The sequence below is a fragment of the Pseudomonas spelaei genome, from assembly GCF_009724245.1.
GTDB classification, from domain to species: Bacteria; Pseudomonadota; Gammaproteobacteria; order Pseudomonadales; family Pseudomonadaceae; genus Aquipseudomonas; species Aquipseudomonas spelaei.
In genome coordinates this window covers 190,001-210,172 of sequence record NZ_WNNK01000001.1, presented here as the reverse complement: position 1 = coordinate 210,172, position 20,172 = coordinate 190,001, and the positions used below count along the sequence as shown (strand labels likewise).

Sequence of the window (20,172 nt, the reverse complement as noted above, 5' to 3'; positions counted from 1 at the left end):
AGGGTTTCACCCAGGTGCAACGGCGCGAAGCATAGCGCAGCACTCGTCGCATTTCCCTGCATAAAGCTGGTCAAGAGCGATTCACGTCGATAGAATTGCGCACTTTTTGATCAGAGGCACGCCAAGTGCCCGTCCGCAGCTTGTCGTGCACGACTGGCGGCGTCATTCAATACCGAGGTTAGACATGTCCACCACCATCGCAAAAGCCAACCCCAAGGTCGGCTTTGTATCCCTGGGTTGCCCGAAGGCTCTGGTCGACTCCGAACGCATCCTCACCCAGCTGCGGATGGAAGGTTATGACGTCGTGTCCACCTACCAGGACGCGGACGTGGTGGTGGTCAACACCTGCGGCTTTATCGACTCGGCCAAGGCGGAATCCCTGGAAGTGATCGGCGAAGCCATCAAGGAAAACGGCAAGGTCATCGTCACCGGCTGCATGGGTGTGGAAGAAGGCAATATCCGCAATGTGCACCCGAGCGTGCTGGCCGTGACCGGTCCGCAGCAGTACGAGCAGGTGGTCAATGCCGTGCACCAAGTGGTGCCACCGCGTCAGGATCACAACCCGCTGATCGACCTGGTACCGCCACAAGGCATCAAGCTGACCCCGCGTCACTATGCGTACCTGAAGATTTCCGAAGGCTGCAACCACAGCTGCAGCTTCTGCATCATCCCGTCGATGCGCGGCAAGCTGGTGAGCCGTCCGGTGGGTGACGTACTGGACGAGGCCCAGCGCCTGGTCAAGTCCGGCGTCAAAGAGTTGTTGGTGATTTCCCAGGACACCAGCGCCTACGGCGTCGACGTCAAGTACCGCACCGGCTTCTGGAACGGCGCGCCGGTGAAAACCCGCATGACCGAACTCTGCGAAGCCTTGAGCAGCCTCGGCGTGTGGGTGCGCCTGCACTACGTCTACCCGTACCCGCACGTTGACGAGCTGATCCCGTTGATGGCCGCCGGCAAGATCCTGCCGTACCTGGACATCCCGTTCCAGCACGCCAGCCCGAAAATCCTCAAGGCCATGAAGCGCCCGGCCTTCGAAGACAAGACCCTGGCGCGGATCAAGAACTGGCGCCAGATCTGCCCGGAACTGATCATCCGTTCCACGTTCATCGTCGGCTTCCCCGGCGAGACCGAAGAAGACTTCCAGTACCTGCTGGACTGGCTGACCGAAGCCCAACTGGACCGCGTTGGCTGCTTCCAGTACTCGCCGGTGGAAGGTGCTCCGGCCAACCTGCTGGACGCAGCGATTGTTCCAGATGACGTCAAGCAAGACCGCTGGGAACGCTTCATGGCCCATCAACAGGCCATCAGCTCGGCGCGCCTGCAACTGCGCATCGGCCGGGAGATCGAAGTGCTGATTGACGAAGTCGACGAGCAAGGCGCGGTTGGCCGCTGCTTCTTCGACGCTCCGGAAATCGACGGTAACGTGTTTATCGACGATGCCAGCGACCTGAAGCCAGGTGATAAAGTCTGGTGCACGGTGACGGATGCCGACGAGTACGACCTCTGGGCTGAAAAGCGCGCATAACGTGTAAAAAATTGAAAAAGCCCTGCTCTTTAACAAGATGCGGGGCTTTTTTAGGTCTATCGTTTTGCCCATCAGTGCCGATCATCGGCAAGGGGCAGCGGGCATGCGTCAGCATTCGGTTATCCACACACCTAAAACCAGCGACTATCCGGAGTTGACCCGCATCTGGGAGGCTTCGGTGCGCGCCACCCATGACTTCCTCCCGGACAGCTACATCGAGTTGCTGAAAAACCTCGTGCTGACTCGCTACCTGGATGCGGTGATGCTGATCTGCACCAAGGACTCGCGCCAGCGCATCACTGGCTTTGCGGGCGTGGCGGCGGGCAAGGTCGAGATGCTGTTTATCGACCCGGCGCACCGTGGCCACGGCCTGGGCCGACAATTGCTGCGCTATGCGATCGAACAACTGAATGCCGATGAGCTGGACGTCAACGAACAGAACCCGCAAGCCCTGGGCTTCTACTTCAAGCAGGGTTTTGAAGTGATCGGACGCACCGATCATGACGGCATGGGGCAGCCTTATCCTTTGCTGCATATGCGTTTACGTCAGGGCCAGCAGCAGGCGAGCAGTGGCTAAAAGCCGCACCACTGAAATGGGGCCGGGATTAACCGGCGCCACACAGGTACAATAGCTGCCCCCTTTTGTTACGGCCCTTGTCATGACTGACCCCATACGTCTCTCCAAACGCCTCATCGAACTGGTCGGCTGCTCCCGTCGGGAGGCTGAGTTGTTCATCGAAGGCGGCTGGGTCACGGTGGACGGCGAAGTGATCGACGAACCGCAGTTCAAGGTCGCCACCCAGAAAGTCGAACTGGACCCCGATGCCAAGGCCACGGCCCCGGAGCCGGTGACGATCTTGCTGCACGCGCCGGCTGGCGTGGACGCCGAGACGGCGATGCAATCCATCAGCGCCGAGAGCCTGTCGGATGAGCACCGCTTCGGCAAGCGCCCGCTCAAGGGCCACTTCCTGCGCCTGACAGCCAGCGCCGACCTGCAAGCCAACGCCAGCGGCCTGCTGGTGTTTACCCAGGACTGGAAAATCCTGCGCAAATTGACGGCCGATGCCGCCAAGATCGAGCAGGAGTATGTGGTCGAAGTGTCCGGGGACATGGTTGCGCACGGCCTGAACCGCCTGAACCATGGCCTGACCTACAAGGGCAAGGAGTTGCCTGCGGTGAAAGCCAGCTGGCAGAACGAGAACCGCCTGCGCTTTGCGCTGAAAAATCCGCAACCGGGTGTGATTGCCTTGTTCTGCGAAGCCGTTGGCTTGAAAGTCGTCGCTATTCGACGCATCCGCATTGGCGGAGTCTCCATCGGCAAAGTGCCGGTGGGCCAATGGCGCTATCTGTCCGGCAAAGAGAAGTTCTAACCGCTCTTTCGCCGCCGAACCTCTCGACACCGCCTCTCTGGGCGGTGTTCACAGTTGAATGACCAGGATTGCCAACATGATTCACAACGACGTACTGCGCAGCGTGCGCTACATGCTCGACATCAGCGACAACAAGATGGTCGAGATCATCAAGCTCGGCGGCATGGATGTCACCAAGGACGACCTGCTGACCTACCTCAAGAAAGACGAGGAAGAAGGCTTTGTGTTCTGCCCGGACGAAGTCATGGCCCATTTCCTCGACGGCCTGGTGATCTTCAAGCGTGGCAAGGACGAGAGCCGCCCACCACAGCCGATCGAGTTGCCGGTGACCAACAACATCATCCTGAAGAAACTGCGGGTCGCCTTCGAACTGAAGGAAGACGATATGCACGCCATCCTCAAGGCTTCCGAGTTCCCGGTGTCCAAGCCCGAACTGAGTGCGCTGTTCCGAAAATTCGGCCACACCAACTACCGCACGTGTGGCGACCAGTTGTTGCGTAACTTCCTCAAGGGCCTGACGCTGCGCGTTCGCGCCTAAGCCCATGAGCTACAGCGTCTCGCCCATCGGCTTCGTCCGCTCCTGCTTCAAGGAAAAGTTCGCCATCCCGCGCCAGCCGCAACTGGCGCCTGCCGCCCGAGGTGTGCTGGAGTTGGTGGCACCGTTCGATCAGGGCGAGGCGGTACAAGGCCTGGAGCAGGTCAGCCACGTGTGGTTGCTGTTTTTGTTTCATCAGGCCTTGGAAGAAAAACCCCGCCTGAAAGTCCGCCCACCGCGTCTGGGCGGCAACAAATCCATGGGGGTATTTGCCACCCGCGCCACTCATCGCCCCAACGGCATCGGCCAATCGGTGGTGAAACTGGACAAGGTGGAGACCAATCGCCTGTGGATATCCGGCATTGATTTGCTGGACGGCACGCCGATTCTCGACATCAAGCCGTATGTGCCCTACGCCGACATCATCGATACGGCGACCAACAGCATCGCCAGTGCGGCGCCACAGCTGATTCCCGTGCAATGGCTGAAGTCTGCCCTGCAACAGGCACAAGGCCACGCACAACGCCTTGGGGAGCCATTGGTGGCGTTGATTGAGCAGTGTTTGGCACAGGATCCACGACCGGCATACCAGACACCGGGGCCTGAGCGGGAATATGGGGTGCGGTTCTGGGATGTGGATGTGCGGTGGCACTATCCCGAGGCTGGGATGATTTGTGTGCTGGAAGTGGTTGCGGCCGATTAAATGCCAAAAACAACTGTGGGAGCGGGCTTGCCCGCGATGCGCCTGTTCAGTCGACACAATTGTTGACTGATACATCGCCATCGCGGGCAAGCCCGCTCCCACACTTTTTTGCGTAGCGCTTACTTCTCGACGAACGCTCGCTCGATCAGGTAATCACCCGGTTCGCGCATCCGTGGCGAAACCTTCAGGCCGAAGCTGTTCAACACTTCGCTGGTCTCGTCCAACATGCTCGGGCTGCCGCACAGCATGGCGCGATCGTCCTCGGGGTTGATCGGCGGCAGACCAATGTCAGTGAACAGCTTGCCGCTACGCATCAGGTCGGTCAGGCGACCTTCGTTTTCGAAGGGTTCGCGGGTCACGGTTGGGTAGTAGATCAACTTGTCACGCAAAGCTTCACCGAAGAACTCGTTCTGCGGCAGATGCTCGGTGATGAATTCGCGGTAAGCGACTTCGTTGACGTAGCGCACGCCGTGGCACAGGATCACTTTTTCGAAACGCTCGTAGGTTTCCGGGTCCTGAATGACGCTCATGAATGGCGCCAGACCGGTGCCGGTGCTGAGCAGGTACAAATGTTTGCCCGGCTTCAAATCGTCCAGCACCAGGGTGCCGGTCGGTTTTTTGCTGATGATGATCTCGTCGCCTTCCTTCAAGTGCTGCAATTGGGAAGTCAGCGGGCCATCCGGGACCTTGATGCTGAAGAACTCCAGATGCTCTTCCCAGTTCGGGCTGGCGATGGAGTAAGCACGCATGAGAGGGCGGCCGTTGGGCTGTTGCAGGCCGATCATCACGAACTGACCGTTCTCGAAGCGCAGGCCCGGGTCACGGGTGCACTTGAAGCTGAACAGAGTGTCGTTCCAGTGATGAACACTGAGGACACGCTCGTGGTTCATGTTGCTCATGTACGGGGAACTCCTGGAAATGGGTCTGCGCCAAATGATAGATGCGCAATTGCACAGCATTCTAATGGCGGCGACAATATCTGTTAACTGGATTATTAAGATAAGGGTTATCGGTTATATCGATATGCGATTTACTCTACGTCAACTGCAAGTCTTCGTCGCCGTCGCCCAGCAGGAAAGCGTCTCCCGCGCTGCTGGCCTTCTGGCCTTATCTCAATCCGCCGCCAGCACCTCAATTACCGAGCTGGAGCGTCAATCCAGCTGCCAATTGTTCGACCGCGCCGGTAAACGCCTGAGCCTGAATGCCCTCGGCCGCCAGCTGTTACCCCAAGCGGTGGCGCTGCTGGACCAGGCCAAGGAGATCGAGGACCTGCTCAACGGCAAATCCGGCTTCGGCTCCTTGGCGGTCGGCGCCACTCTGACCATCGGCAACTACCTGGCCACGCTGCTGATCGGCAGCTTCATGCAGCAGCACCCGGAGAGCCAGGTGAAGCTGCATGTGCAAAACACTGCGCATATCGTGCATCAGGTGGCGCACTACGAAATTGACCTGGGTCTAATCGAGGGCGACTGTAGCCACCCGGACATCGAGGTGCAAACCTGGGTGGAGGACGAACTGGTGGTGTTTTGCGCGCCCCAGCATCACTTGGCCCAGCGCGGCCAAGCCACCATGGAAGAGTTGACCCATGAAGCGTGGATCCTGCGGGAACAAGGCTCCGGCACACGCCTGACCTTCGACCAGGCCATGCGGCATCACCGCAGCGCGTTGAATATCCGCCTGGAGCTGGAACACACCGAGGCGATCAAACGCGCAGTGGAGTCAGGATTGGGGATTGGCTGCATTTCACGGCTGGCCCTGCGCGATGCCTTCCGACGCGGCAGCCTGGTACCGGTAGAAACCCCGGACCTGGACCTGGCCCGGCAGTTCTACTTCATCTGGCACAAGCAGAAATACCAGACCTCGGCCATGCGCGAGTTTCTGGAGCTGTGCCGGTCCTTTACCGCCGGGGTACAGCGCAGCGACGAGATCGTGCTGCCCAACATTGCCTGAATGTCTTTAGATCAGGATCACGGCCCACACCAGGGTAATCATGGTCAACGCCACGAACTGCGCGGCGCTGCCCATGTCCTTGGCGTTCTTCGACAAGGGGTGACGATCCAGGGAGATCCGGTCAATGGCCGCTTCTACCGCCGAATTGAGCAATTCGACGATCAGCGCCAGCAGGCAGACGGCAATCAACAATGCCCGTTCGACCCGGCTGACATTCAGGAAAAAACTCAGCGGAATCAGGATGACGTTAAGCAACACCAGCTGGCGAAACGCCGCCTCGCCAGTGAAAGCTGCACGCAGGCCATCCAGGGAATAACCGCCTGCGTTAAGGATACGTTTGATACCGGTTTGACCTTTGAAAGGCGACATAGAGTAGGCAACTGCAAAAAAAGGAGTGGGAAAACTAGAGCACGCAAAGTCAAAAAAGCGTGAATGTATAGCGTCTTACTGCTGCGAAATTGACTCAAGTTGTTGCAAGAGCAACGCCGCCTGAGTGCGTGTACGTACCCCGAGCTTGCGAAAAATCGCTGTCACGTGCGCCTTGATGGTCGCTTCGGACACGCTCAACTCGTAGGCAATCTGCTTGTTCAACAGCCCTTCGCACACCATGGTCAGCACCCGGAACTGCTGGGGGGTCAAGCTGGCCAAGCCATCACGTGCCGCCTTGGCTTCATCAGAGACATTGATCTCTTCAAACGCTTGTGGCGGCCAGGAAACATCGCCGTCCAGCACCCTGCGCACGGCTTTTTGAATGTCTTCCATGGCGCTGGATTTTGGAATGAAGCCGCTGGCACCGAACTCCTTGGAGCGCACCACCACCGATGCCTCTTCCTGGGCCGAAACCATCACCACGGGAATCTGCGGGTATTGCCCGCGGAGCAACACAAGCCCCGAAAAACCATAGGCGCCGGGCATGTTCAGGTCCAGTAACACCAGGTCCCAGTCAGACTTTTCGGTGAGGCGGGTTTCCAGTTCGGCAATGCTGGCAACTTCAACCAAGCGTACATCCGGCCCCAGGCCCAGCGTGACGGCCTGATGGAGTGCACTGCGAAAAAGTGGGTGGTCATCGGCAATCAGGATTTCGTATGTGGCCATTTTTCAAATGATCCTGTTTTTTATGCGAGCACCGATGGGTTCAGTGCTCGCCAAGGCAACACAAGGTGACCGCAAGACAGGCACCACAGGGCACGTTCAACGTCAAAAGTACCACTCGCGACGCTTGAAAATTTACGGCGGCGCCCTGATCGGCGCCAAGCATGCCCAGCGCAGCCTGGGTGGTCAAGCGCTACGCCCGTGGGCATTTTACCGGGCACGACGGCTGCGGTGCCATCATGCCAAGGTCCTCTGGCCACGATGCCTATAGATAAGGTGTCAGGCGAGTGTGGATGATGTCTGTCGGGTCCAGCGCCAGCTGAAACTTGGCAGCCAGATAATGGGTGCTGAAAACATCCAGGTAAGCATCCAGCACCTCACTGGCCGGCTGATCCCCCGCCAACTCCAGGCACAGGGCCGCGACTTCGGCGGTGCAGAAGTGGTCATCGCGCTTGGAGCGCCGTAGCTTGTAGCGCGACAGCTGCTCAGGCTCCAGGCTCAGTACTGGCAAGTGCTCCAGGTACGGGCTCTTGCGAAACATCTTGCGTGCCTCGCTCCAGGTTCCGTCCAGCAGGATGAACAGCGGACGCTTGCCAGGGGCCAGCTTGACCTCGTTGACCACCCGCTCAGGCGCCACGAACTCACCGGGAAACACGATATAAGGCTGCCACTGCGGGTCTGCCAACAGCGCCAGCAGTTCGGGCTCCACCTCGGTTCGTGACCAAGGGAACGCCGTCGTGTCGCCGATCACATCGGCAATCAGCCAGCCGGTATTGCTGGGTTTCATGGGTTCCACGTCATGCATCAACAGGCACATGGCCGATTTGGCCTGGACCTTCGGCCGCCAGGCACACAGGCAATACTCGGGGATCACACGGCAGGCGGGGCAGCGTTCGGCGCGAGAACCGCGGGCGACAAAAGGCCTGATGGCCCGGGCCAGGCGCTGGGTGCGCAAACGGGAGACGGCGTGGCTCATCGGGTGCGCCGCCGCAAAGCAGTGAAGATCAACACGGATAGAACTCGGGGAAGGTATAAAGTCGCCGCAGTTTACCAGAGCCCGCCGCCCTCACCTGCACTTCCCGCAATCCGCTGGCCGTACTGGCCAAGGGTCACCTATAATCGCGCGCCATTGAACGCACAGCACCGTGGCGGGTCTATGCACCAGTAACCGAATCAGGAGATTTCCATGCTGCGTTTCATGCTGCGTTATGTCGCCCCCTCCATCGCCCTCGCGTTGGTTTTGCCCGTGGGCGCCCAAGCGGCTTCCTTGCTGGAACTTCAACTGAACAAGAAGCTGCAAAGCGTTGCGGCGGAAAGCAACAAAGACCTGCCAAGGGAATTGGATGAAAAAACCCTGGAAGTGGCCTACACCGTGGAAGGTTCGCAACTGATTGATCATCTCAGCGTCCAGACCGATCGTGCCGAACAAATGCGCGCCAACCCGAAGGCCGTGTATTTCCAACTGGGTCAGAGCGTCTGCCTGAACAAGGGTTATCGCGAACTGATGGCCAAGGGTGCGGTGATGCGCTACGAGATTACCGAGAACAAGACCAATCGCCCTGTGGCCTCGGTCAAGTTCCAGGAAGCTGATTGTCCGGCACCGGCTGCAGCCAAGAAGAAAAAGTAAGCAATGCTCTTTCACACGCCGCTGATCAGCGGCGTGTAATACCCCCTCTGCAATGCCCCCCGCTGTGCTCATACCAGGGACTAAACTGCGTGATGAGTGATCAATAAGCTGTTGCCAGCCAAGACTTTATAGGCTCATGATCAAATCATCCCGAAAGCTGGCAACCTGCAGCTTTTATGTTGTTTTGTAACATTTTCAGGGCAAAAGAGGATTGCCTCGCTTGGCTTGCAGTGCAAAGGTTTTTAATCACAAGGAACATACAGAGCCTGTTTCGCCCACCTCGATTATCAGAGGCCTGGCGAACCCCGTGTAAAGCCCGGCCACACGCCGAGGCCGACAGCGACACATGCAGTGTCGTGGCCCCCGACGAATCTCTCGCCGGCACCCTGGGTTCTGTGAAGAAGGAGAAGTTGAATGCCTTACGAACCGAATGACCTCCTGATCCGTCACTTCCAGGAAAACGGGACCGACCTCACGCAGCAGGTCGACGCACAACTCAACCTGATTGCCCCTAACAGCCCGAATATTCCTCTTTATCGCGACATGATCTTCACCGTGTTGCGCATGGCGCAGGACGACCGTAGTCGCTGGAACGCCAAGATCACCCTGCAAGCTATCCGCGAACTGGACAATGCCTTCCGTGTCCTGGAGCAATTCAAGGGTCGGCGCAAGGTCACTGTCTTCGGCTCGGCGCGTACCCCCGTGGAAAGCCCGCTGTATGCATTGGCCCGGGAAGTCGGGGCCGTCCTGGCACGCTCGGACATGATGGTCATTACCGGTGGGGGCGGCGGCATCATGGCGGCGGCTCACGAAGGTGCAGGCCTGGAGCACAGCCTGGGGTTCAACATCACCCTGCCCTTTGAACAGCATGCCAACCCGACCATTGATGGCACCGAGAACCTGCTGTCCTTCCACTTCTTCTTTACCCGCAAGCTGTTCTTCGTCAAGGAAGCCGATGCCTTGGTGCTATGCCCAGGTGGTTTCGGCACCCTGGATGAAGCACTGGAAGTCCTGACCCTGATCCAGACAGGCAAGAGTCCGTTGGTTCCAGTGGTGCTGCTGGATGTACCGGGGGGTGGTTTCTGGCAAGGGGCGCTGGATTTTGTGCGTAGCCAGCTGGAAGCCAACCGCTACATCTTGCCCACCGACCTCAAGCTGGTGCGCATGGTGCACAGCGCCGAGGAAGCGGTAGAGGAAATCAACCAGTTCTACGCCAACTTCCACTCCACCCGCTGGTTGAAGCGCCAATTTGTGATCCGTATGAATCACCCATTGAGTGATCGTGCACTGGCACATCTACAGGAAGCGTTTGCCGACCTGAGGCTCAGTGAGGACTTTCACCAACATGCTTATGAAGGTGAGGCATACGACGAACCACGCTTCAGCCATCTGACCCGGCTGGTGTTTAACTTTAATGGCCGGGATCAAGGCCGACTGCGGGAGTTGGTGGATTACATCAACTTGCCGGAGAACTGGGCGCAAGCTCAGGGGAAAGCGCAGCAACGGGTGACAGAGCCGGCATAAGCCAAACGCAAAAAGGCCCGCTATTTTCATAGCGGGCCTTTTTGTATGTTGCCGGTGTATGCAGACAGAACGAACGTGGAGTTTCAGGGCACTCAATCATCCATGTCCCGACCGCTTAACAAGCGGCTGATCATTTCCATCGAGAAACCGCGGTAACTCAGGAAGCGACCTTGTTTCGCACGCTCCCGAGCATCGATGGGCAGATGCCCGGAAAACTTGCGACGCCAAGTGTCTTCCAACTGCGCTTGCCAACTGATGCCGCACTCACGTAACGCGAGCTCGATATCAGCACGTTGCAGGCCACGCTGGCTCAGCTCCTCGCGGATCCGCGCCGGACCATAGCCGGAGCGAGCCCGGTAGGACACAAAGCTTTCGAGATAACGGGCTTCCGAAAGCAGCCCATCCTCCGTCAGACGGTCGAGGGCTGTTTCGATCATTTCGGGAGGAGCGCCGCGCTGACGCAATTTACGCGTCAACTCGACTCGACCGTGCTCGCGTCGAGCGAGCAGGTCCATTGCAGTGCGCCGTACGGCGACGAGTGTATCCAGTACAACTGTCATCGTTTGGCTCAGATGTCAGCGTCGGCCATATCGTCAGCGGTTTCTCGGGTTGCAGTCGATTTGACGTCGGCTGTCGGAGTCAGCAACTTGTCGCGGATCTGCTTCTCAAGGGCTGCAGCCACATCAGGATTGTCCTGCAGGAACTTGGCCGAGTTGGCCTTGCCCTGACCGATCTTGCTACCGTTGTAGGCATACCAGGCACCGGACTTCTCAACGAAACCGTGCAGCACGCCCAGGTCGATCATCTCGCCGTTCAGGTAGATACCCTTGCCGTAGAGAATCTGGAACTCGGCCTGACGGAACGGCGGAGCTACCTTGTTCTTCACGACTTTAACGCGGGTTTCGCTACCCACAACCTCGTCACCTTCCTTCACCGCGCCAGTACGGCGGATGTCCAGACGGACCGAAGCATAGAACTTCAGCGCGTTACCACCGGTGGTGGTTTCCGGGCTGCCGAACATCACGCCGATCTTCATCCGAATCTGGTTGATGAAGATCACCAGACAGTTGGCGTTCTTGATGTTACCGGTGATTTTACGCAGGGCCTGGGACATCAGACGGGCTTGCAGGCCAACGTGCATGTCACCCATTTCGCCTTCGATTTCAGCCTTGGGTACCAGGGCCGCCACGGAGTCGATAACAATCACATCAATGGCGTTGGAGCGCACCAGCATGTCGGTGATTTCCAGCGCCTGCTCGCCGGTGTCCGGCTGCGATACCAGCAGATCGTCGACATTGACGCCCAGCTTGCCGGCGTATTCAGGATCCAGGGCGTGCTCGGCATCGACGAACGCGCAGGTGGCACCCATCTTTTGTGCCTGGGCAATCACCGACAGGGTCAGGGTGGTTTTACCGGAAGATTCTGGACCGTAGATTTCAACGATACGGCCTTTTGGCAGGCCGCCAATGCCGAGCGCGATGTCCAGACCCAGAGAGCCCGTGGAAATAGCCGGGATCGCCTGACGGTCGTGATCGCCCATACGCATTACGGCACCCTTGCCGAATTGACGTTCGATCTGACCCAGGGCCGCAGCCAAGGCTTTCTTCTTGTTGTCGTCCATTAAAGTCCTCACGTAATCAATAAGGCCTGACGGCCAACACCTGTATAAGTAGACAGTATTGTTCCACAAAGATCCGGGATCGACTACCCCTGTTTTTCTATTTCGAGTGCAGCTCGTCGCAATAGCCCCTCTAACGCGGCCTTTACCGTTTGTCGGCGGACCTCGTCGCGATTACCGGGGAAATGCTGGCGCTCAGCCGTAACCTCGTCGCCCACCCCCCAGGCCAGCCACACCGTGCCCACCGGCTTGTCCGGTGAGCCCCCATCAGGGCCGGCCACACCGCTGACCGCCACGGCAAACCGTGCCAGGCTTTTCTCCTGGGCACCCTTCACCATGGCCTCGACCACCTCCCGACTGACAGCACCGACTTTGGGAAACAACACTTCCGGCACATTCAACTGCCGAGTCTTCTGCCGGTTGGAATACGTGACATACCCCGCCTCGAACCAGGCCGAACTCCCGGGGATACGCGTGATCGCCTCGGCGATCCCGCCACCGGTACACGACTCGGCGGTGGTGACATGGGCATTGAGCACCTGCAAGCGGCGGCCAAGTTCAGCGGCGAGTTGGGTAATTTCCTTCACGGTCGTCTCCAGGAGTGGGCGGGCGTTTGCCTACCCTACAGGAGCCCATCGGTCATGCAAGATGCAGACGGGGGCAGGATGCTAATGAATGAGGGCACGTATATAAGCCTGACAGGCCCGCAGCGCGATCAGTCCGTTATCGCCGGCATCGGTGATGCCGATAATTCGTTGAGCATGCGCCGGGTCAAGTCGGGCTCGCGAGGCTCCATGAACCACGCCGCTGGCGGAGGGGGTGGCAGGCATTGAGCAGCCATTGGCCGGATCGGTAGTATCGAGGAAGACTGACAACCGCAGATCAGCAGTGGCAAGACGGTCCCGCAGGCGAGCTTGATCACGTTGGGCATCGCTTAACTCTTGAGCATGTTGTTGGTCGCTGGCGCTGAGCTGTTGCTCCAGGACCAGGCGTTTGGTTTGTTCGAGTTGCTGCTGGTGCAGCGCCGTCTGGAGTTGCTGCTTGAGTGCGTCAGTTTGGGAGGCTGACTGGCGTTCGAGTTGCACTCCATAACGCCAGGCTTGGAGCTGCCACGCCATCGCTGCAGCGCCTGCCATGGCCAGCACCATTAGCATCAAGAGACCGACCAGCTTCTGCACCCGAGTCAAAGCAACGCCCTGCGCACACCTTCGGCCAGCACCGCGTCGGGGTAGGCATACCCTCCATTCTCATGGTGGATGATTGCCTTGACGATCCCGCGCATCACCGCGGGCCTGGTCAGGTCAATCTCTGCGCCGGGCCGGGTACCGCTGCCCACCTCGACGGCATGAACGTATGCCGCCGTATCGTTCTCAACATCGGGTGCCCACCGGCCGATGATCGCCTGCACCGTTCTGAGCCCATGCTTGCGCTGGTAGGTCAACAGCAACTTGCCCATGGCGCGGATACCATTCTCGGGCGTGTTGAATCGGGCAAACCGTTTCTCGATGGCAGGGTCAGGTTTGAGCTGGCCTTGCCATTGATTGGCTGGGTTGTAGTCGATATTTCCGGGGTTTCGGTTACGTACCCCGCGGGGTTCTGTGACCGGCATTGCGTTCTCCAGGCAATAAAAAACCCGCTCAGGGCGGGTATCGGTGGGTGGGTTGCGATCAGGTCTCCGTTACTGGCTCAGCAGTCACAACGTCGAGAGCGGCTTTTCGTTTTGCCTGGACCTCGTCAGGGATCGGACGCTTGCGCTCGTACTTGGCGATCACCTGCCAGTCGGTGGAGCTCAGGTACTGAATGCACTGGTCATACGCTTCTTGGTGCCATTGGTCATACGGTTTCTGGATCGGCTCCAGCTTGTCGAGGTTAATCATTCGTCAATGGCTCTACGTTTGGGAATCGAACCTTGCCGCTCTTTACGTCAAGGATGATGGGTGTGCCAGGGGCGCGCACTTCGTCTGGACTGTCCCACTTGACTGGGAACCTTAACGAGAACTCGAACACACCATTGACTCGTTGGATATAGTCGCCATTGACGAACCATGGATTATTCGCAGCGCTGGCTGGTAACTTGTATCCGTCAGGGATGGCCGATAGATCGATAGCCTCCCCGTTGACGGTGATCGTGTCGCCCGATACGGATGCTTCGATCTTTTCGTCAGAGAGAACTTGATAGAGTGTGATTTTCATTATTTCCAGTACCCCGCAGCCGTTACTCTTACAGCGTAAAATGATTGAGTTGTGGCCCCGTTGCGAATAAGAAAGTATCCGGTCGTAGCTGACTCCATGCATTTTGTTATAATCCCGTAATGATCTTGCGTAGCCGTCGGGGCCAAGTCAACAGTAAGGGTGGTTTTCCCCCAATCCGGAGTTGCTACTGGCAGGGTAAAATCAACCCTGCCAGCTGTGTTGCCGCTTATCGGGCCTGCCACGTCTATGTTTATTGCCATTGTTACAGATCCATTTAAGAAGCGAGCGACTCGCCACGCCCCTATGTTCTGCATATCCATCAGGCCGCTACTGATCCCGCCAACTACCCCGCCCGTCGCGTTCCTGTTGGTGAAGACGCGCACCCAGTCGTTATATGATCCGTTGTTTAGGTTGCGCGTATAAGTATGCTCAATGTGTTGCAGGGTCTGAACGACAGTGTTGGAGTCCCACACCTGGACTTGTAGAATGGCCCCGTTAAATCCATTACCGGTCGGAGAAAACATCCCAGTAGTTGATCCGTTTAGCCGGAAAAATGATGTTCCAGCTCTACCGGCGACAAGCGGGTCAGCACTTTTCAGATTGTCAATATTCCCTGTGTACAAGTACCCGTCGCCAACTGCGGCGTTATTTGCCGGCCCAAGGCCATAGTCGCCAGCCCTGATAATCTTGTTCCACGGTGACCACGAGCCATCATGCTTTGCCCGCGTATACATGGCACCCTGGAACTGGCCGTTATAGACCTGCGTTGCTACCTGAGTGCCTCGGTTCCCGGCGAGCCCGTACGTGCTGATGTTCCACCATACTGCGCTACCTGGAGACCCCAGGCTTGGCCAGTTGTTCGCCACGGAATCGCTATCTAGGCCATTGTAAGACCAATTGGTGCCCGCCGGTTGGCTGTTAGCATTTCCGGTGGAACCTTTCTGTGGCGAATCGTTGGCAAGGCCGCCGTTTAACAGGGTGGTGGTGGTAATGCGGCCATCGTACAACTCTGCCGTCATAGCGTTGATCTTAACGCCCGTGCTTCTCGGACTGTCGCCGCCCACGCCTGTCGGCGGAGTGCCCAAGTTGATTTCTTGTCGTGCCATAGTAACTCCCGAGTTGTGAGTTGGTTCTCATTTTTTACAGGTGAGCCCTGGCTCTCGTAATATCAACAACCAGAACTTGTGTTGCTTCCATCTTGTACGTCTCGTTAGGTCGAACACTCCCTGGGATGGTTTGAGAAAAGTCAAAGTAAGTCTCCCATGCCATGTTAACTCCGCCAGATATAGACTTTGATCCTAGACCGAAATGGAACTCCGCCCTTGTGACAAGGTTTCCTCCCGCCTCACCCCAGGTTATCTCTCTCTCCCCGACTTGGGCGCCGTAAATAACTGCGTACTGCTTCCCTGGCTTGTAAAAGTGATTACCTACAAGGGCTATAGGATTTGGCGATGTGATGTTATCCACGATATCTGCGTAAATATTGCTTGAGTTGTAGGACATATTTCCTAGAGCATCCCATACCTGTATCCCTAGAGCTCCTCCCGCGACCGTCTTATCGAAGAAATAGTATTCAATAACCGTTGACTGACTAATATCCGCAATTACAAATAACGTATACCTAATGGTTGAGGCACTCACTACTTGCGTGTACATAAGTCCAACATTTGCGTTTGCGCAGTAGATAGCCATGAACGGATAAGCGATGGGTGCATCAACTGTGGTGGTGTATATGCCGTTACCAACAACCCCTTGTTTGAATACCTGTTTACTTGCTACGCGCAAGTTGCTGTACTCATCACTAATCTGAATTGTAGAGTCGGGATTCCGTATCTCTATTCCTGATCGCATTTATCGTATTCCGTAGAAAATCCTGTAGTTAGGCTTTGTCGGATATGGATAAACCCACGACATGACGCTACCGCTAAACGTGACTTTTGGTCCCATATACGTCGTGAGCGTGCTCCCTTCCTGCATTAGCACAATGCTGTGAAAAGGCTTTCCTTGTGAGAGAAGGGCGTTGTTGTGAAATCCATCAGCCCCTCCGGTATCGGTTGATCCGATAAAAACACCCATGCGCTGCCCCAGATCAACCTCAATCGACCCGTCAGCCGCTAAAACCTGTAGCCCTTGCACTGTCATTTCATTCACCGAAAAGGGCCTTTCGGCCCTCCCTTATTATCCCCAAATACCCATCCTTACCCGAAGGTTTCCTCCTGCGTCGAATACCTGGATCAGTTGATTGGTTATGGTCAGCTTTCCTCCGCCAGATGCGGGCCCGTTGATCTCAAACGTTCCGTTTTTGTCCAGCCGCCAACCCGACTGTCCCGCGACATAGTTCGTCGAACTGATGAAACTTCCGATTTTGGCGTTCGTGATCGTGCCGTCCTGGATAAAGGCCGCTTGGATAAACGTCTGCCCGTCCTGCACTGCAAATGGAATCTTATTCGCCTGCCCAATAGCGAAACGGTCAGCATCGATTATGAACTGGCTTTGTAGACCGCCCGAGCCGTTCTCCAAGCCCAGGCCAATACCGGCGTACTTGTAGACTCCATTCCCGGTGTCGTACTGCATACGCACGGACCAATTGGCCGCGATCTTGCCGCCTACCGTTTGAATGGCCGTTGCATTGGTCTGAATAGCCAACGTATGACCGCCCACAGTGGTTTGGACCGTATCGATGCGCTGGCCGAGGGCCTGGTCTCCATTGGTCCGTGCGGTGATCTCACTCTGAACAGTTGCTTTGTTGGCGTCAGCCTGCGCCGTAACGGTATCTATCCTGCTACCAAGTGCTCCATCGGCATTGATACGTGCAGTCTGTTCAGACTGAACAGCAGCGGTGTTCGCTGCATTTTTTACCTCCACCGCTTCCGTACGCCGCCCCTGGATTAGGTCACCTTCGATAATCGCGGACTGAATCGACCAGACGCCGACGTTACTCTGCTCGGAGCCTTGCCACCCCGATTCATCACCCTGCATAGGCGGATTAACCTGCAAGTAAATGCCATCAACCCGCTCCGCCGTAGTAGTGACCTTGCCATCCAGTGTGGTCACCGTAGCCTTCAAGGTGTTTAGCCCATTAGCCGTAGCGCTCACACCCGTGACAGGATCATTAACCGTGGCCCTCACAGCACTCAACTGCTGGGCCTGAGCGTTAATGTCATTACCCTGCTGAGCAATCGCCGCCGAGTTCTGCTGCATCTGCGTAGCCAGCGCCGCCGTCGTCTGAACAAGGGTGCCAATATCCAACCAATACGTCGTATTCGGTGGTGCATTACCCGCCGGTACCGAAGCAACCGCCTGGTAGAGATGCTGCCCCAGCCGCACAAACTCCCCACTGGCATACGCCTTGGCCGAGTCATACAGCAACGCATCCGTCAGTTGATCAACCAGCCCTTCCAACTCCTTGCGCGTTTTATCCAACCGCTCATTGACCGAGCCCGCGCCCACACCATCAATCAGCTCAATCCGATCTCGCAGGTGCTTACCCAGCTCAGTCTCAGCAATCTGCCCCGCAATCAGATCGAGAATCGGCGAAGCATCCGAGCTGCTTTGCCCCAGCACACCAGACCCCGTCGGAAACCACGGCCCAATATTCCCGGTGCGATCCACCAACCGTGCCCAGAAGAACAACGACGTCCCCGCCCCCAACCCCATCATGGTCAAATCGGTCTGTGGATACGCGTAATCCCCAAGCTTGATCGCCGACACCAGGTCGGAATTCTTGCCATACCAGATCTCTGTCCGCTGCAAATCCGCCGTACCAACCCCCTGGGGAATCTGCCACTTCACCTTGATCGCAAACACCAACGACTCAGTCGTCAGCGCCGCCACTGTCGGCGGCAGTGTGGTCTTGCCGTTAAGCACAGTCTCCACAGACTCGCTGTACAGCGAGCCAATATCCAGCGCATTGATCGCCCGAACCTTGGCCACATAACGCCCGGCATAGATCCCGGACACTTCAATCGAATTGCCCCCCGTACGACCGGCGTAGATCCACTCGCCGTCGTTCTTGCGCCAGTAGGCTTCGTACGCAATTGCATTGGCCGCACGCTGCCAGTCGATGGTCATGACATTGACCGCACTGCCCTGCTCGACGAAATGGTCATTGCTGACCGTGACGCCGGCCGGCGCGGCTTGCACGCTCGGTGGGATGACGGTGATCGGTGGGCTATCAATCCGCGCACCGTTGTCGATGGCCGCAAATTTGCTCGGGACGTGTTTGACGGCGCTCAGGCTGTATTTGATTTCGTTATCGGAGAAGTCCTCGGAAATCGACAACACGCGAAACTGCTGCAGCGCCAGGGTTGCTGAGTCAATCGCCCAGATGGACTGGGCCGGTGGCAGTTCATCCAGTTTGGTTTCCAGCACCACATGCTGCTCGCCTGCCTCCTCGGCACTGACGCTGGCCGATTTGATCACGCGGGAAACGGCCTTGCCGTTGGGCATCACCAGGGTGAGGGTGTCGCCCGCGCTGGCTTTGACTTCGGCGTCCAGGGTGAGGGTGTCGAGCGTAGCGGCACGCAGGCGACCGCCGATACGGCGACCGGCGCGGTCGTTGTCGGCGACGCGGATGATTTGTCCTGGACGCGCCAGGGTGCCGTCCAAACCAACGGAGAAGGTGACGCTCTCGGTTTCCAGGCGGTTGGTCAGCAGCGCCCATTTGCCGATCCGCTGGGCCTGGGCCTGGGAGGTGCAGCCGGTGGCGCTGATTTCGGTTTGCTGGATGCCGTAGCGGGCAATGCCTTCGGCGTCGTCGACGTATTGCACCTTCTGGCGGTAGAAGTCGGTGGGGTCGTTCCAACTGACCAGGGCCACGGTGTAGCGGGTCTTTTTCGCGGAGCCGCCGTAGACGAACTGGCCGCCAATGACGTTAGCGTTGGAGTAGGTGTAGACCGGGTCTTCCGGCATGTCCGCCACGGCCATTACCGATCCGGCGCCCCAATAGGACATGCCACGGAAAGTAGTCGCCAGGTCTTGCAGTACCTTCAATGCATCGGCACGCACCGACAGGTACAGGTTGCAGGTGAAGCGCGGCTCGGTGCCGCCCTTGCCGTCGGACACCGGTTGGTCGCAGTACTGGCCGATGCGGTACAGCTCCCATTTGTCCACTTGCCCAGCGTTGAGCAAATGACCCAGGCCGTAGCGTTGGTGCAACAGCAAGTCGTAGTAGATCCAGGCCGGGTTGTCGGTCCAGGCGGATTTGAAGGTACCGTCCCACACGCCGCTGTAGGTGCGGGTTTGCGGGTCGTAGTTGCTCGGTACCTTGATGATCCGGCCACGCAGTTCGAAGGAGCGCGAGGGGATCGACTGGAACTGCGAGGCGTCGAATTGCAGGCCGATGATGGCCGAGCCGGGATAGCGCAGTTTGGCGTCGATGATGTCGGTGGACGACTCCACCGTTGTGGTATCGGCAATCGTGCCGCTGGTGGAATTGGGCGTGATCCGACGCACGCGCACGGTCCAGCCACTTTTTGCCGGCGGCAGGTCGACCCGGTGGGAACGCTCGTACTTGGTGGTGGTTTTACCGCTGAAGGCAGCGGCCAGCACCTCGACGAACGCGCCGCCATCGGTGGACAGGTCAATCGCGTATTTGACGGTGTAGCCGTTGGTGTCGCCATTGCTGGTGTTGGTCTGCGACAGGCGCGTCACGGCCAGGCGAATCCGTACGGCTGACAGTTGCAGGTTGGAGTAGGCCTTGGTCCAGGGCTGGTCGCTGCGCAGCTCGATCGATACCGAACTTTCATTTTCTACCGCCGGGAAGCCTGGGATGTAGGTCTGGTCCTGAGTGCCGTTGCGGGTGTCTAGGGTCACGCCACTGAAGTTGAGACTGCCATCTTCATTGGCCAGGGGCGTCTCGTCGAGAAACACCGAGCGCTTATCGTTTTTCAAACCGACAATCTCGCCTTCACTGACGAGATCGAGAATCCGGGCGTAGGCCGTGCTTTGCAGGCTGTCTGGCGCCTCCACGGAGGGGCGTGGCTTGGACTCGCCACCTTTACTGCCAGTGAGAGTGAGGTCAGTCATGGCTTTCC

22 protein-coding genes are annotated in these 20,172 nt (G+C 57.9%); 8 read left to right on the top strand and 14 right to left on the bottom strand.

Annotation, left to right across the window (positions count from 1 at the left end; translation table 11 throughout):
- Window positions 1-184 precede the first annotated feature (184 nt).
- The 5 genes from rimO to tsaA all read left to right on the top strand — a co-directional run bounded on the left by rimO (window position 185) and on the right by tsaA (window position 4,133).
- Window positions 185-1,525, top strand: coding sequence for a 30S ribosomal protein S12 methylthiotransferase RimO (gene rimO / locus GNF76_RS00960; RefSeq protein ID WP_155581317.1), 1,341 nt, complete (start codon window positions 185-187; stop codon window positions 1,523-1,525).
- 103 nt (window positions 1,526-1,628) lie between these two features.
- Entirely contained in the window at window positions 1,629-2,102 is a 474-nt protein-coding gene (locus GNF76_RS00955) for a GNAT family N-acetyltransferase (protein ID WP_155581316.1), read from the top strand.
- A gap of 82 nt (window positions 2,103-2,184) precedes the next feature.
- Complete coding sequence (locus GNF76_RS00950) at window positions 2,185-2,895, top strand: rRNA pseudouridine synthase (RefSeq protein WP_155581315.1); 711 nt, start codon at window positions 2,185-2,187, stop codon at window positions 2,893-2,895.
- Window positions 2,896-2,971: 76 nt separating this feature from the next.
- Window positions 2,972-3,433, top strand: a complete 462-nt coding sequence (locus tag GNF76_RS00945; protein ID WP_155581314.1) for a YehS family protein — start codon at window positions 2,972-2,974, stop codon at window positions 3,431-3,433.
- A gap of 4 nt (window positions 3,434-3,437) precedes the next feature.
- A complete protein-coding gene (tsaA, locus tag GNF76_RS00940; protein ID WP_155581313.1) occupies window positions 3,438-4,133 on the top strand; it encodes a tRNA (N6-threonylcarbamoyladenosine(37)-N6)-methyltransferase TrmO in 696 nt (231 codons plus the stop codon).
- Window positions 4,134-4,252: 119 nt separating this feature from the next.
- On the opposite strand, the gene fpr is transcribed toward tsaA, so the two are convergent.
- On the bottom strand, window positions 4,253-5,032 hold the full coding sequence (gene fpr / locus GNF76_RS00935; protein ID WP_003231344.1) for a ferredoxin-NADP reductase: 780 nt from the start codon (window positions 5,030-5,032) through the stop codon (window positions 4,253-4,255).
- Between the two features lie 124 nt (window positions 5,033-5,156).
- Here fpr and GNF76_RS00930 point away from each other — a divergent pair, with 124 nt between their 5' ends.
- Complete coding sequence (locus GNF76_RS00930; protein ID WP_155581312.1) at window positions 5,157-6,083, top strand: LysR family transcriptional regulator; 927 nt, start codon at window positions 5,157-5,159, stop codon at window positions 6,081-6,083.
- A gap of 6 nt (window positions 6,084-6,089) precedes the next feature.
- Here the strand turns inward: GNF76_RS00930 and GNF76_RS00925 are convergent, their stop codons facing one another.
- The 3 genes from GNF76_RS00925 to GNF76_RS00915 all read right to left on the bottom strand — a co-directional run bounded on the left by GNF76_RS00925 (window position 6,090) and on the right by GNF76_RS00915 (window position 8,151).
- On the bottom strand, window positions 6,090-6,452 hold the full coding sequence (locus GNF76_RS00925) for a diacylglycerol kinase (protein ID WP_155581311.1): 363 nt from the start codon (window positions 6,450-6,452) through the stop codon (window positions 6,090-6,092).
- A 75-nt stretch (window positions 6,453-6,527) separates the two neighbouring features.
- Entirely contained in the window at window positions 6,528-7,178 is a 651-nt protein-coding gene (gene erdR / locus GNF76_RS00920; RefSeq protein WP_155581310.1) for a response regulator transcription factor ErdR, read from the bottom strand.
- 262 nt (window positions 7,179-7,440) lie between these two features.
- Window positions 7,441-8,151 (bottom strand): tRNA-uridine aminocarboxypropyltransferase, encoded by a 711-nt coding sequence (locus tag GNF76_RS00915; RefSeq protein ID WP_155581309.1) that lies wholly within the window; start codon window positions 8,149-8,151, stop codon window positions 7,441-7,443.
- A 210-nt stretch (window positions 8,152-8,361) separates the two neighbouring features.
- On the opposite strand from GNF76_RS00915, the gene GNF76_RS00910 reads away from it, so the two are divergent.
- Together GNF76_RS00910 and GNF76_RS00905 are read left to right on the top strand one after the other, a co-directional pair.
- On the top strand, window positions 8,362-8,802 hold the full coding sequence (locus GNF76_RS00910) for a PA3611 family quorum-sensing-regulated virulence factor (protein ID WP_155581308.1): 441 nt from the start codon (window positions 8,362-8,364) through the stop codon (window positions 8,800-8,802).
- Window positions 8,803-9,216: 414 nt separating this feature from the next.
- On the top strand, window positions 9,217-10,326 hold the full coding sequence (locus tag GNF76_RS00905) for an LOG family protein (protein WP_155581307.1): 1,110 nt from the start codon (window positions 9,217-9,219) through the stop codon (window positions 10,324-10,326).
- A gap of 92 nt (window positions 10,327-10,418) precedes the next feature.
- Here GNF76_RS00905 and recX read toward each other — a convergent pair whose 3' ends face one another.
- The 10 genes from recX to GNF76_RS00855 all read right to left on the bottom strand — a co-directional run bounded on the left by recX (window position 10,419) and on the right by GNF76_RS00855 (window position 20,164).
- Window positions 10,419-10,886 (bottom strand): recombination regulator RecX, encoded by a 468-nt coding sequence (gene recX, locus GNF76_RS00900; RefSeq protein ID WP_155581306.1) that lies wholly within the window; start codon window positions 10,884-10,886, stop codon window positions 10,419-10,421.
- Between the two features lie 8 nt (window positions 10,887-10,894).
- On the bottom strand, window positions 10,895-11,947 hold the full coding sequence (recA, locus tag GNF76_RS00895; protein ID WP_155581305.1) for a recombinase RecA: 1,053 nt from the start codon (window positions 11,945-11,947) through the stop codon (window positions 10,895-10,897).
- A gap of 83 nt (window positions 11,948-12,030) precedes the next feature.
- Window positions 12,031-12,531: a CinA family protein gene (locus GNF76_RS00890; protein ID WP_178123118.1), complete on the bottom strand. Its 501-nt coding sequence runs from the start codon at window positions 12,529-12,531 to the stop codon at window positions 12,031-12,033.
- Window positions 12,532-12,612: 81 nt separating this feature from the next.
- The gene (locus GNF76_RS00885; protein ID WP_246211843.1) at window positions 12,613-13,062 is read right to left on the bottom strand and encodes a lysis system i-spanin subunit Rz; all 450 of its coding nucleotides are present in this window, start codon (window positions 13,060-13,062) and stop codon (window positions 12,613-12,615) included.
- 65 nt (window positions 13,063-13,127) lie between these two features.
- Window positions 13,128-13,553 (bottom strand): structural protein, encoded by a 426-nt coding sequence (locus tag GNF76_RS00880; protein ID WP_155581303.1) that lies wholly within the window; start codon window positions 13,551-13,553, stop codon window positions 13,128-13,130.
- A gap of 58 nt (window positions 13,554-13,611) precedes the next feature.
- On the bottom strand, window positions 13,612-13,821 hold the full coding sequence (locus tag GNF76_RS00875; protein ID WP_155581302.1) for a hypothetical protein: 210 nt from the start codon (window positions 13,819-13,821) through the stop codon (window positions 13,612-13,614).
- The gene (locus GNF76_RS00870) at window positions 13,814-14,137 is read right to left on the bottom strand and encodes a hypothetical protein (RefSeq protein WP_155581301.1); all 324 of its coding nucleotides are present in this window, start codon (window positions 14,135-14,137) and stop codon (window positions 13,814-13,816) included. Before GNF76_RS00870 ends, GNF76_RS00875 begins: the two co-directional genes overlap by 8 nt.
- Complete coding sequence (locus GNF76_RS00865) at window positions 14,137-15,156, bottom strand: hypothetical protein (protein WP_178123117.1); 1,020 nt, start codon at window positions 15,154-15,156, stop codon at window positions 14,137-14,139. Before GNF76_RS00865 ends, GNF76_RS00870 begins: the two co-directional genes overlap by 1 nt.
- A 121-nt stretch (window positions 15,157-15,277) precedes the next feature.
- Complete coding sequence (locus GNF76_RS00860; protein WP_155581299.1) at window positions 15,278-15,988, bottom strand: hypothetical protein; 711 nt, start codon at window positions 15,986-15,988, stop codon at window positions 15,278-15,280.
- A 327-nt stretch (window positions 15,989-16,315) separates the two neighbouring features.
- Entirely contained in the window at window positions 16,316-20,164 is a 3,849-nt protein-coding gene (locus GNF76_RS00855) for a TipJ family phage tail tip protein (RefSeq protein WP_155581298.1), read from the bottom strand.
- Between the last annotated feature and the right edge of the window lie 8 nt (window positions 20,165-20,172).

Excerpts from the sequence above, each read along its gene's own strand:
- rimO (WP_155581317.1), top strand. The coding sequence starts at position 185 with ATGTCCACCACCATCGCAAAAGCCAACCCCAAGGTCGGCTTTGTATCC.
- GNF76_RS00955 (WP_155581316.1), top strand. The coding sequence starts at position 1,629 with ATGCGTCAGCATTCGGTTATCCACACACCTAAAACCAGCGACTATCCG.
- GNF76_RS00950 (WP_155581315.1), top strand. The coding sequence starts at position 2,185 with ATGACTGACCCCATACGTCTCTCCAAACGCCTCATCGAACTGGTCGGC.
- GNF76_RS00945 (WP_155581314.1), top strand. The coding sequence starts at position 2,972 with ATGATTCACAACGACGTACTGCGCAGCGTGCGCTACATGCTCGACATC.
- tsaA (WP_155581313.1), top strand. The coding sequence starts at position 3,438 with ATGAGCTACAGCGTCTCGCCCATCGGCTTCGTCCGCTCCTGCTTCAAG.
- fpr (WP_003231344.1), bottom strand. The coding sequence starts at position 5,032 with ATGAGCAACATGAACCACGAGCGTGTCCTCAGTGTTCATCACTGGAAC.
- GNF76_RS00930 (WP_155581312.1), top strand. The coding sequence starts at position 5,157 with ATGCGATTTACTCTACGTCAACTGCAAGTCTTCGTCGCCGTCGCCCAG.
- GNF76_RS00925 (WP_155581311.1), bottom strand. The coding sequence starts at position 6,452 with ATGTCGCCTTTCAAAGGTCAAACCGGTATCAAACGTATCCTTAACGCA.
- erdR (WP_155581310.1), bottom strand. The coding sequence starts at position 7,178 with ATGGCCACATACGAAATCCTGATTGCCGATGACCACCCACTTTTTCGC.
- GNF76_RS00915 (WP_155581309.1), bottom strand. The coding sequence starts at position 8,151 with ATGAGCCACGCCGTCTCCCGTTTGCGCACCCAGCGCCTGGCCCGGGCC.
- GNF76_RS00910 (WP_155581308.1), top strand. The coding sequence starts at position 8,362 with ATGCTGCGTTTCATGCTGCGTTATGTCGCCCCCTCCATCGCCCTCGCG.
- GNF76_RS00905 (WP_155581307.1), top strand. The coding sequence starts at position 9,217 with ATGCCTTACGAACCGAATGACCTCCTGATCCGTCACTTCCAGGAAAAC.
- recX (WP_155581306.1), bottom strand. The coding sequence starts at position 10,886 with ATGACAGTTGTACTGGATACACTCGTCGCCGTACGGCGCACTGCAATG.
- recA (WP_155581305.1), bottom strand. The coding sequence starts at position 11,947 with ATGGACGACAACAAGAAGAAAGCCTTGGCTGCGGCCCTGGGTCAGATC.
- GNF76_RS00885 (WP_246211843.1), bottom strand. The coding sequence starts at position 13,062 with ATGGCGTGGCAGCTCCAAGCCTGGCGTTATGGAGTGCAACTCGAACGC.
- GNF76_RS00880 (WP_155581303.1), bottom strand. The coding sequence starts at position 13,553 with ATGCCGGTCACAGAACCCCGCGGGGTACGTAACCGAAACCCCGGAAAT.
- GNF76_RS00875 (WP_155581302.1), bottom strand. The coding sequence starts at position 13,821 with ATGATTAACCTCGACAAGCTGGAGCCGATCCAGAAACCGTATGACCAA.
- GNF76_RS00870 (WP_155581301.1), bottom strand. The coding sequence starts at position 14,137 with ATGAAAATCACACTCTATCAAGTTCTCTCTGACGAAAAGATCGAAGCA.
- GNF76_RS00865 (WP_178123117.1), bottom strand. The coding sequence starts at position 15,156 with ATGACGGCAGAGTTGTACGATGGCCGCATTACCACCACCACCCTGTTA.
- GNF76_RS00860 (WP_155581299.1), bottom strand. The coding sequence starts at position 15,988 with ATGCGATCAGGAATAGAGATACGGAATCCCGACTCTACAATTCAGATT.
- GNF76_RS00855 (WP_155581298.1), bottom strand. The coding sequence starts at position 20,164 with ATGACTGACCTCACTCTCACTGGCAGTAAAGGTGGCGAGTCCAAGCCA.